This window comes from Streptomyces viridosporus (genome assembly GCF_002078235.1).
Taxonomy (GTDB): Bacteria; Actinomycetota; Actinomycetes; order Streptomycetales; family Streptomycetaceae; genus Streptomyces; species Streptomyces viridosporus.
In genome coordinates this window covers 18,780-30,000 of sequence record NZ_MSGP01000345.1, presented here as the reverse complement: position 1 = coordinate 30,000, position 11,221 = coordinate 18,780, and the positions used below count along the sequence as shown (strand labels likewise).

Sequence of the window (11,221 nt, the reverse complement as noted above, 5' to 3'; positions counted from 1 at the left end):
GGAGATCCCCGGGCCCCTCGGTCCGCGAACCCCTGCGGTGTGCCGCGGCCGGGGCGTTCCTCCGCCCTCGTGCCGGTGGCGGCGCGAGGCCGCGTGCCGGACACGCCCGGCCCGCCCTCGGCGGCGCGCACCCCGCGCCGGTCGTGCCGTGAGCGGAGGGACGCGGGCCGCAAAGGCGGCGTCGAGCGCAGGCGTCCCCGGAAGGCGGCGTCGAGCCGGTCGGCGCCCCGGGCGGTGGCGTCGAGCCCGGCGCACGGACCGCGGCACGAGAACTTCCCGCACACCGGCCGGCGGTTCCCCGCGGGCCGTGCGCCCACGCCGCTGCCGTGCCGACGAGGGCGGCCGGGCGGGCCCCGGCGGCATGTACCCGGTGCCGGGCGCCTCCACCGGCCCCGTCCCGGGCGCCGCCCTCCCCGGTCCCCACGAGTCCGGCTCCGCCCGTCGGCCCGGGCGGCTCGGACGATTACGCACCCCGAAGTGCCGTCGGCGTGCGGTACTCCCCGGGGCCGCCCCTCCGTTCCTCACCGGTCGCACCTGCCGTGCCGGGAAACCCCGGCGCGGCACGACGGCGTCCGCACGGTGCGTGCACCAGGGTCATGGCGGTCGGCTCGCTCCCCCGCGCGGGGCGGCCCACGCCGCACATCGGACCGAGGGGCCCCGGCACGGCGCACCGGCGCCCTGCCCGGACCGTGCGTCGAGGCCGCGGAGGGCCGGCCCGCTCCCCCGCGCTCTCCGCCACGCCGCACGGCGGACGGCCGGTGGGCGTCCGCCCACCGGCCGTCCGCCGTGATGCCACCGCCTGCTCCCCGCGTCCGCCCGGTCGCCGCCTCCCGGGGCGGCGCGCACCCGGTACCACGCGGGTCTACCCCCGGGGGCGTCCCCTTTCCCCGGGGTTCCCCGGGGTTCCCCGGGGAACCCCGGGCGGGGCCCACAGGCCCACCGTTCGCGCCTGGCGCGTGCGGACGGTCGGCCGGTGGACGGGGGCGTCCACCGGCCGGCCGCCGTGGTGCCGCGCTGTCCCGCCCGGGCGGGTCAGCCCTCCAGCGGGTCGAAGAACTCGCCGTCCGGGACGATCCTGCCGTCCTTGATGGTGCTCGGCATCACCTTGAAGACCGCGATGCGCGGGTACTCCTCGTGCGGCGGGTTCCCGCCCAGGCCCGGGTAGTCGGAGTAGATGTCGAACAGGTCCACCGGCTCGGTGATGTCCGAGAGGGCATCGATCACCGACTGCCCGTCGGTGATCTTCTTGCCGCCCAGGATGCCGGGCAGGGCCCGCACGGAGAGCCAGCCGTTGAGGCTGATGTCGTCGATGGGCGCGTCGGCGTCGAGGGCGTGCACCTCCTTGTTGAACTGCGCGATCATCTTGTTCTCGGTGTACGACGAGGGCAGGCCGCGGCCGGCGAGCACGATGCCCTCCGCCTTGTCGCCGAGGGCCTTGATCGAGGCCGGGTTGACGATCGACGCCGGGCCGGTGATCGGGCCCTTGAACCCGTTCTCGCGCAGGGCCGACACGATGCGCGTCGCGGTGTCGCCGGACGCGGTGATGACGACCCCGTCGGGCTTCTGGTCGAGCACCTTGAGCGCGGTCGGGTTGTAGTCGGCGGCGGTGAGCGGCGCGACGACCTCGGTCGCGGACCCGCCGGCCCGCTTGATGCCCTGCTCGGCCTGCTTGACGGAGGAACGGCTGGAGGCGTTGTCCGCGGGAACCACGACGACCTTGTCCCCGCCGCGCTCCGCGGCCAGCCGGCCGGCGGCGATGACGAAGGCGCTGGCACCGGCGTTGATCGGGTAGAACGCGGCCTCCTCGCTCTCCGCGGTGCCGTCGCCGCCGCCGGGACCGATGAACGGGATCTTCGCCGCCTCCAGCACGGGGGCGAGCGCGGCCGTGTGCGGTGTCATGCCACCGACGACCGCGGCGACGCCCTCGCTGATCGCGCGCTGGGCGCAGGCGGTGGCCTCGTTGGGGTCGAACTTGTCGTTGCAGAAGGAGACTTTGAGCTTGCGGCCGTCGATTCCGCCTTCCTTGTTCACCGCGTCGACCGATGCCTGGATGGCGGTCTGCAGCTGGGGGATCGAGTAGACCGAGCTCTCGAAGGAGGCGATCGACATGATCTTGATGGGGCCCTCGGCGCCCGCCTCGGAGCTGGAGGCGCCCCCTGCGCACGCGGTGAGCGGCAGGGCCAGGGCGAGCGTCGCGGCGGCGAGTTTCGCGGAGCGGTGCATGGATGTCTCCTACGTGATCAGGAAGGGTGTGTGGGAGCGGGCCGCTCTGCTGCCGCCGTTCGCGCGGCAGGAGGGTCGAGCGGGCTCCGCGGGTGCCGGACCGGTCCGATCCATGCGAGGTGGGCGGCCCGGGCCGCCGGGTCGCGGCCCGCCGTGCTCAGAAGGTCTGTGCGAGCAGGGTCGCTTCGCGGGTGGCGGTGGTGACACCGCGGGGGGCGATCACGTCACCGCAGGTGTGCGCGGTGACGCCGAGCGCCTCCAGTTCGTGGACCAGGCCGTCGCGCGGCACGGGGTGCACCGCGGCGACGACGACGTCGATGCCGGGCAGCACGCTCTCGACACCGTCGGGGTCGATGAGCGTGGCCTCTCCGTCCTCGAACGACCTGAGGTCCCGGAAGGTCATCGCCGTGATGCGCGAGGACCGGCGGAAGAGGTCCTGGTAGTCGAGCCGGTGGTTGTAACCGCTGTTGGTGACCATCCAGTCGAACGGCGTCACGTAGACGACGTCGCGGCCCTCCAGCGCCAGCTTCTCCACCGCCACGCCGGCCGGGTTGTGGCCGGTGCGGTCCACGACCAGCACCCTCGCCCCCTCGGGGACGCCGTCCACGACCGCGTCGTCGACCGTGACGATCCCCGGGCGGGCCAGGCCGTGGGCGGCCAGGTCGTGCTCGGCGCCGGTCGCCACGACGACCTCGTCCACCTCCGTCGCCCGGATGCCGGCCGCGGTGAGCCGGCGTCCGTACTCGACCTCCACGCCCTCGTGCCGGAGCTCGTTCACCAGGTGGTCGACGGTGCCGAACAGCTCGGCGGCCCGGGTGCCGAGGAGGGTGCGCAGCCGACCGCCCGGCCGGTCCGCCGCCTCGACGATCCTGACGTCGTGGCCGCGTTTGGCCGCCACCTCGGCGGCCTGGAGGCCGGCGACACCGGCGCCGACGACGAGGACGCGCTTGCGCCGCGACGGCGCCGGCAGGGCGGCGAACCGGGCCTCGCGGCCGAACTCCGGGTTGTGCCAGCACTGCACGGTCTTTCCGTCCACGCGCCGGCTGTTGCACTCGGCGACCCGTACGCAGGTGCGGATGCGGTCCTCGTCGCCGCGCAGGATCTTGACGCCCAGGTCCGGGTCGGAGATGAAACCGCGGGTCATGCCGACCAGGTCGCACATGCCGTGCTCGAGGGCCCGCTCCGCCATGTCCGGGTCGACGACGCCTCCGACACCGACCACCGGCACCCGCGCGTCGATCGCGTCCCGCAGCCCCTTGGCCAGTTCGAGGTCGTAGCCCTTGGGGTAGCGGTAGGAGGCCACCGACGGCTGGGAGTACGCCGGTGCCTTGGTGCCGATGGAGAGGTTCATGAAGTCGATGCGGCCGGTGTCCACCAGGCGCCTGGCGACGTCCTTGAGCTCCTCCACGGTGAGGCCGTCCTCGTCCTCCCGCAGATGGTCGTCGGCCGTCATCCGCCAGCCGAGGATCCCGTCCTCGCCCAGTCCCGAACGGACCGCTTCGAGCACCGCGGTGGAGAAGGCCAGCTGCTCGCCCCACTCGTCGTCGCGGCCGTTGCCCCAGGGGCTGTAGGACTGCTGGAGGAGGTAGCCGTGGGCGCCGTGCAGTTCGAGCCCGTCCAGACCGGCCGCGCGGAACACCTCGGCCGTCCGGCCGTAGGCGTCGACCATCATCTGCACCTCGGCACCGGTCATCCGGTGGGCGGCCTCACCGAACTCGTCCTGGCCGCCGTTGAAGGACCACTCGGCGCGCTCGTCGAGCAGCACGTGCGAGCCGATCTGCCGGCCGAAGTTGACCACCTGCGGGGTGACCAGTGCGCCTTCCTCGTGCACGGCGTCGGCCAGCCGCTTGAGCCGGTCGACCACCGGCCACGGCCAGTCGTGGAACGGCTCGACGTTGACCGGCTGGGTGATGAGCAGCGCGGCTCCGCCCTTGGCCCGGCGGCGGCAGTAGTCGACGTAGGCCGTCTCGTCGCCGGCCGGGTGCCAGGGCGCCATGATGCTGTGCGCCGTGGTGATCATCCGGTTGCGGAGCACATGGCCGCGGATGGTCATCGGGCTGAGCAGACGGGCGTACTTCCCGTCCGTGCGGGGTGACGTCGGCTCAACGGCCGGGCTGTTCGTCATGCGTCTCTCCTGTCGGAAAGCCCGCCGTGCCGGGGGCCGGGACGGCCCCCGGCACGGCCTAGACGGCGAGGATTCTGCGGATCGCGGCTTCGATGTCGCGCTGCCCGACCACCCACTGCTTCTCCAGGGCGGGGGCGTAGGGCGCGGGGCTGAAGGGCGCCCCGACGCGCACCACGGGGGCGTCGAGCGTCCAGAACCCCTCGTCGACGGCGCGGGCGGCGATCTCCGCGCCGATGCCGAAGTCGAGGACGGCCTCGTGCGCGACCACCAGCCGGTTGGTCTTCGCGAGGGAGCCCAACACCGTCTCCCAGTCGATGGGCGCGACGGTGCGCAGGTCGACGACCTCGACCGAGATGCCCTCGGCGGCCAGCGACTCGGCGACGGCGAGGCTCTCGCGCACCATGCGCGAGACGCTGACGACGGTCACGTCGGTGCCCTCGCGGAGCACCTTCGCCTTCCCGATCGGGACGACGTGGTCGGACGAGAACCCCGGGCCGGACTTCTCGTAGAGGAGCCGGTGCTCGATGACGACGACCGGGCTGTCCTCGTGGATGGCACTGCGCAGCAGTCCGTAGGCGTCGGCCGGGGTCGAGGGCATCACGACCTGGAGGCCGGGGATGTGGGCGAGGAGGGCCTCGATCGCCTGGGAGTGCTGGGCGCCCGAGGAGCGGCCGGCGCCGAACTGGGTGCGGATGGTGAGCGGCACGCTCACCTTGCCGCCGGTCATGTACCGCAGCTTGGCGGCCTGGTTCATGATCTGGTCCAGGCAGACGGCGATGAAGTCGGAGTACATGATCTCCACCACCGGCCGCATGCCGGCCATGGCGGCGCCCACGCCCGCCCCGATGATCGCGCTCTCCGCGATCGGGGTGTCGCGCACCCGGCCCGGGAAGTCCGCGGCCAGGCCGCGGGTCAGGCCGAAGACGTTGCCGCCCTCGCCGACGTCGATGCCGGCCACGAAGACGGACGGGTCGTGCTCCAGTTCGCGGCGCAGGGCGGCCTTGACCGCGCGGCTGTAGCGGACCGGTTCGGCGTCGGCGGGCAGCTCGGGCTCGGTGGCGGTCCCGGTGGGCGTGCGGATGTACGCGAACAGGTCGCCGGCCGACGGCTCCCGCCCGGCCTTCGCGGCCTCAACGGCCCGCTCGATCTCCTCGGTCACCGACGCGTGCACGACCGCGATCTCGGCCTCGCTCGCGCCGCCCTCCCGCAGCCGTTCCTCGGCGAGCAGGATCGGGTCGCGCTTCGCCCAGGCCGCCGCGAGGTCCTTGTCGCGGTACTTCAGCGGGTCGCCCTCGTAGTGGCCGCGGGCGCGGAACGTCACGGCCTCGACGAACGCCGGGCCCGCACCGCGGCGCACCGCCGCCACGATGCCCTCCATGGCGTCCGCCATCTCCGTCACGTCATTGCCGTCGAGGCGGTGGAAGGACATGCCGTAGGCGGCGGCGCGGGCCTCCATGAGGCCGGGTGCCTTCAGGTGGGTGCTGGAGAACTCGGAGAACTGGTTGTTCTCGCAGAGCAGGATCAGCGGCAGCCGCCAGTCGCCGGCGAGGGTGGCGCCCTCGTGGAAGGCACCGGTGCTGGTGGCCCCGTCGCCGAAGTAGCTGACGGCGACCTTGCCGTCGCGCCGCAGCAGCGCGGCGGTGGCGGCCCCGGCCGCGATCGGCACTCCGGCGCCGACGATGCCGTTGGCGCCGAAGATGCCCAGTGCCGGGTCGGCGATGTGCATGGAGCCGCCGCGGCCGTGGTTGGTCCCGGTCTCCCGGCCGAAGAGTTCGGCGAAGGCGCCGGTGAGGTCGAGGCCCTTGGCCAGTACGTGCCCGTGCCCCCGGTGGGTGGAGGTGATGACGTCGTCGGGCCGCAGTGCCGCCGCGGTCCCGACAGGCACGGCCTCCTGGCCGACCGAGAGGTGCACGAACCCGCGGATCACGCCGTCGCGGTAGAGCGCGGCGGCCCGGTCCTCGAACATCCGGATGCGCAGCATCTCGCGGTGGAGGCGGGCCAGGTCCGTCCGGTGTCCGGGGTTCGGGTGCGAACGGGGCTTCTCCTGGACGTGTGTCATCGTGCTCCCTGTCCTAGCGGGATTCGAATCGCGGCGTCCGTTGCGGACCGCGGTCGCGATCGGGCTCACTGTGACACAGGACGAGATGCTTAAACAAGCATTGATTGGTTATTGATGTGCGCGGATTCCGGTGGGCTTTTCCGGCGTGCCCGTGGCGGTCGGCCGTACCGGCCCGCGTACGGGCCCCTCACCGCCTGAACCGGCCTGATCGCATCGGGGAGCGGGCCGGCCCGCCTCGGGCGCGGCCCCGCCCCGTGTCACGGACCGGGCTGGTCGGCCAGACGCATCAGGAGGCCGCCGAGCTGCCGCTGCTCCTCGGGGGAGAGCACCGCGAACCAGGCCCTGTCCCGCTCGGCCTGGGCGCGCAGGCCCTCCAGGAGCCGGGAGGCGCCCTCCTCGGTGAGCGAGACGAGCACCTGGCGGCGGTCGGTCTCGCTGCGGTCGCGGCGGATCAGGCCGTCGCGTTCCAGGGTGTTCAGGACGGCCGAGGTCGCGGCCCTCGATGCCCCGGACAGCCGGGTGAGCTGCCGGGCCTCGAGGGGTCCGGCAGCCCACAGCAGGTTCATGAAGCGGAACCCGGCCCAGCTCCAGCCCAGCCTGCGGTGCACCGACTCGGCGTCCTGGCCGAGCCGGTTGAAGAACTTGGTCAGGTTGAAGACCAGGTCGGTGCGGTCGGCGGCGTCGGGCGGGACGGTGTCCTGCTCGACGAGCCGGGCCCGGAGGACGTCGCGGAAGGTGGGCTGCGCCTGGCCGTCGGGGGAGTTCACGCCGAGAAGGATAGAACTCACTCAGTCCTCGATGCGGATGGCCTGCTCGGGGCAGGCCATGGCCGCGGTCTCGGCGTCCCGGCGCCGGTCGCCGGTGAGCTCGCCGGCGATGGTCTCGGCGTAGCCGCCGGCGTCGAGGTCGAAGACGTCGGGCGCCATCATCGCGCACTGGCCGTGGCCCACGCACTTGCTCGTGTCGATCACTGCTCTGGTCATCGGTGTTCTCCTTCGTGGATACCCCGGTCTTCAGGCCGGGGAGGAAACGAAGCTCCTGCGGAGCAGGGCAGGGAAAGCCGGTCCGCCCTGGCGGCGGACCGGTGTCCGCAGGTCACCGGCTGACACCCCTCGCTCACACGGAACCTGGTAGCGCGTGAGGCGTGACGCAGCAGGTCAAGCGGGCTTTCAAGTACCGCTTCTACCCCACGGACGAGCAGGCAGCGGAGCTGTCGCGCACGTTCGGCTGCGTCCGCCTCGTCTACAACAAGGCGCTGGAGGAGCGCACCCGGGCTTGGTACGGCGAGCAGCGCCGTGTCTCCTATGTGCAGTCGTCCGCCGCGCTGACGGAGTGGAAGAAGACCGATGAACTCGCGTTCCTGGCCGAGGTGTCCTCCGTGCCGCTTCAGCAGGCGCTGCGGCATCTTCAGACGGCGTTCGGGAACTTCTTCGCCGAGCGGGCCAAATACCCGCGTTTCAAGAGCCGGAAGAAGTCCCGCGTGTCGGCCGAGTACACCCGCAGTGCCTTCAAATGGCGTGACGGGCAGCTGACGCTGGCGAAGATGACGGAGCCACTGGACATCCGCTGGTCGCGCCCGCTCCCCCGGGGTGCGGAGCCCACGACGGTGACCGTGTCCCGTGACGCTGCCGGGCGCTGGTTCGTGTCCATCCTGTGCGAGGACGCCATCGCCCCGGCCCCTACCACCGGCGCGGCTGTCGGTCTGGACGCCGGGATCACTTCCCTTGTGACGCTGTCCACCGGAGAAAAGGTCGCCAACCCGAAATACGAACGGCGTGATCGCGCCCGGCTGGCACGCGCGCAGCGGGAGCTGTCGCGCAAGGCGAAGGGCTCGGCGAACCGGGAGAAAGCCCGGCGCCGCGTCGCCAAGATCCATGCGCGGATCGCCGACCGGCGCCGCGACTTCCTGCACAAGCTGTCGACTCGTCTCGTCCGTGAGAACCAAACGGTCGTGATCGAGGACCTCACCGTTCGCAACCTGCTGAAGAACGGCAGGCTGGCGCGCACCGTCTCGGACGCGGCCTGGACGGACCTGCGCATGATGCTGGAGTACAAGTGCGCCTGGTACGGGCGCGAACTCGTCGTGATCGACCGCTGGTTCCCCTCCAGCAAGCTGTGCGGGAACTGCGGCACGGTCCGCGAGAAACTGCCGCTGAACGTCCGCGAGTGGACGTGCGACTGCGGCACCGTGCATGACCGCGACGTGAACGCGGCACGCAACATCCTGGCCGCCGGGCTGGCGGCGTCTGCCTGTGGAGACGGTGTAAGACCTCAACGGGAGTCCTCCCGGACGGGGCGGTCGTCGGTGAAGCAGGAAACCCAGCGGGCAACCGCTGGAATCCCCCGCTCTTAAGCGGGGGACGGAGTCAACACTGCTCCTTCGTCGGGTCCTGCGCTGCGGGGCCTGCGCTCACCACGCCCGCCTCGACGAGCCGGCCGGCGTCGAGTCCGAGGGAGGCGAGGATGTCGTGGCTGTGCTGTCCCGGCAGGGGCGGGGGCGTCGGCTCGTGCGGCTCGGAGCCCGAGAACCGGGGTGCCGTGCCGGCCTGGAGGACGCCGTCGTGCCTGCGTAGCGACCGCCGGGAGCGGATGTGCGGGTGGTCGGCGGCCTCGGTGAGGCCGAGGACCGGGGTCACGCAGCAGTCGGTCCGCTCGAACTCCGCCGCCCACGCGTCGCGGGTGCGGGTGGCGAAGACCGCGGCCATCCGGCGGCGCAGGTCCGGCCAGCGGGACTCGTCGAGCTGGTGGCGCGGGTCGTCGTCGAGGCCGAGCCGGCGCAGCAGTTCGGCGTAGAACTTCCCCTCGCCCGCGCCGACGGCGACGTACCCGCCGTCGGCGCACTCGTAGACGGAGTAGAAGGGCGCGCCGCCGTCGAGGACGTTCACCCCGCGGCGGTCCTGCCACATGCCCCCGGCGTACATCGCGTGGGTGCTGGACAGCAGGTGGGAGACGCCGTCGACGATCGCGGCGTCGACGACCTGCCCGGTGCCGCCGGCCGCGGCCTCCCGCAGCGCGGCGAGGAGTCCGATGACGAGGTAGGTGGCGCCGCCGCCGAAGTCGCCCACGTAGTTGACCGGGATCTGCGGCGGTCCGCCGGCGCTGCCGATGCCGTGCAGCGCTCCGGTGAGGGCGATGTAGTTGATGTCGTGGCCGGCGGTCGCGGACAGCGGACCCTCCTGGCCCCAGCCGGTCATCCGGGCGTAGACGAGCTTCGGGTTGCGGGCGAGGCACACGTCCGGGCCGAGCCCGAGCCGCTCGGCGACACCCGGCCGGAAGGGCTCGGTCAGGGCGTCCGCCCGTTCGACGAGCCGCAGGACGATCTCCACCGCCTCGGACTTCTTCAGGTCCAGGGCGAGGGACCGCTTGCCGCGGTTGAGTAGGTCGAACCTGGGCTCGGCGGCGGCCTCGACCCCGCCGTGCGCGGCCCGCGCCCGGTCGATCCGGATCACGTCCGCGCCGAGGTCGGCCATCAGCATGGTGGCGAAGGCGCTCGGGCCGAGACCGCCGAGTTCGACGATCGACAACCCGCTCAGCGGTCCTGGCATGGCTCCTCCTGCGGTCGGCACCGATGCGGGGGATCAGTGGCGCCGACAGCGTAAACCAATTAGCGTATGGTTATGAAGTCCTCCCCCACCGCACTCGTCGTCGGCGGCACCGGTCCGACCGGGCCGCACCTCCTCGCCGGCCTGCTGGAGCGCGGATACGACGTCGAGATCCTCCATCGCGGGGTCCACGAACCGCCGGGGCTGCCCGACGTCCGCCACCTCCACGCCGACCCGCACTTCCGCGAGACGCTGGACGCGGCGATCGGCACCCGCACCTGGGACGTCGTCCTGGCCACCTACGGACGGCTGAAGACGGTCGCGCAGGCCTTCGCCGGGAAGTGCGGGCAGTTCATCGGGGTCGGCGGCGTCCCCGTCTACCGCGGCTTCTTCGAACCGGAGGCCACCCGGCCCTACGGCATGCGGCTGCTCGCCCGCGAGGACGGCACCCTCGCCGACGCCTACGAACCGGTGCCGCCCTTCGCGGCGAAGATGGTGGCCGCCGAGCGGGAGGTGTTCCGGCTCGGCGCCGAGGGCGCGTACGCCGCCACCATGGTCCGCTACTCCCAGATCTACGGGCCGCGCAACATCGTGCCGTGGGAGTGGGCCGTCATGAAGCGGATCGCGGACGGCAGGCGCCGGATGATCCTCCCCGACGCCGGACTGTGGATCGTGACCCGGTGCGCCGCCCGCAACGCCGCCGAGGTGCTGCTGTGCGCGGTCGGCAACCCGGCCGCCGCGGGTGAGGCGTTCAACGTCGCCGACGACGACCAGCAGACCACCCGTCAGTGGGCGGAGAGCATCGCCGTGCTGCTCGGCACTGAGCTGGAGTTCGTCGGCATCCCGTCCGAGCTCGCCCCCTCCGCCATGGGTGAGCTGCTCTCCCCCACGGCCCGCCCGCACGTCCTCGTCGACGCCTCGCGCGCCAAGCGGTTGCTGGGCTACCGCGAGGTCGTCACGGCCGCGGACGCCCTCGCCGAGACCGTCGCCTGGCTGACCGAGCATCCCGTCACCGCCGAGGACTACCCGACGTACAACGCCCGGTTCGACTACGCGATGGAGGACCGGCTGATGGCCGCCTGGGACCGGGCCCGCGACCTCGTCCGCCGGCAGGCGCCGGACACCCCCGTCGACATGGCGCACGCGATGCCGCACCCCAAGGTGCCGTCGCTGCGGGCGGACGCCCGCGGTCGCTGACCGGGGCCGGCCCGGGGTGCCGGACGGAAGAACCGGGCCCCGGGCGAGCGCGGGCCGGACTCCGCCTCTCCCGGG

At 72.8% G+C, this 11,221-nt stretch carries 8 protein-coding genes; 2 read left to right on the top strand and 6 right to left on the bottom strand.

What is annotated here, in order from left to right; translation table 11 throughout:
- Positions 1-1,032: 1,032 nt before the first annotated feature.
- From B7L92_RS24180 to B7L92_RS24160, 5 genes are all read right to left on the bottom strand, one after another.
- Entirely contained in the window at positions 1,033-2,223 is a 1,191-nt protein-coding gene (locus tag B7L92_RS24180) for an ABC transporter substrate-binding protein (protein ID WP_081239536.1), read from the bottom strand.
- Between the two features lie 157 nt (positions 2,224-2,380).
- A complete protein-coding gene (locus tag B7L92_RS24175; RefSeq protein ID WP_081239535.1) occupies positions 2,381-4,348 on the bottom strand; it encodes an oxidoreductase in 1,968 nt (655 codons plus the stop codon).
- Positions 4,349-4,406: 58 nt separating this feature from the next.
- Positions 4,407-6,407, bottom strand: a complete 2,001-nt coding sequence (locus tag B7L92_RS24170) for an alpha-ketoacid dehydrogenase subunit alpha/beta (RefSeq protein ID WP_081239534.1) — start codon at positions 6,405-6,407, stop codon at positions 4,407-4,409.
- A 257-nt stretch (positions 6,408-6,664) separates the two neighbouring features.
- On the bottom strand, positions 6,665-7,174 hold the full coding sequence (locus B7L92_RS24165) for a MarR family winged helix-turn-helix transcriptional regulator (protein ID WP_081239533.1): 510 nt from the start codon (positions 7,172-7,174) through the stop codon (positions 6,665-6,667).
- A gap of 21 nt (positions 7,175-7,195) precedes the next feature.
- Entirely contained in the window at positions 7,196-7,390 is a 195-nt protein-coding gene (locus B7L92_RS24160) for a ferredoxin (RefSeq protein ID WP_081239532.1), read from the bottom strand.
- A 161-nt stretch (positions 7,391-7,551) separates the two neighbouring features.
- On the opposite strand from B7L92_RS24160, the gene B7L92_RS24155 reads away from it, so the two are divergent.
- Positions 7,552-8,760 (top strand): RNA-guided endonuclease InsQ/TnpB family protein, encoded by a 1,209-nt coding sequence (locus B7L92_RS24155; RefSeq protein WP_081239531.1) that lies wholly within the window; start codon positions 7,552-7,554, stop codon positions 8,758-8,760.
- A 13-nt stretch (positions 8,761-8,773) separates the two neighbouring features.
- Here B7L92_RS24155 and B7L92_RS24150 read toward each other — a convergent pair whose 3' ends face one another.
- A complete protein-coding gene (locus tag B7L92_RS24150; RefSeq protein ID WP_081239530.1) occupies positions 8,774-9,952 on the bottom strand; it encodes a CaiB/BaiF CoA transferase family protein in 1,179 nt (392 codons plus the stop codon).
- Between the two features lie 72 nt (positions 9,953-10,024).
- Between B7L92_RS24150 and B7L92_RS24145 the strand changes: the two genes are divergently transcribed.
- A complete protein-coding gene (locus B7L92_RS24145; protein WP_081239529.1) occupies positions 10,025-11,146 on the top strand; it encodes an NAD-dependent epimerase/dehydratase family protein in 1,122 nt (373 codons plus the stop codon).
- Positions 11,147-11,221 lie beyond the last annotated feature (75 nt).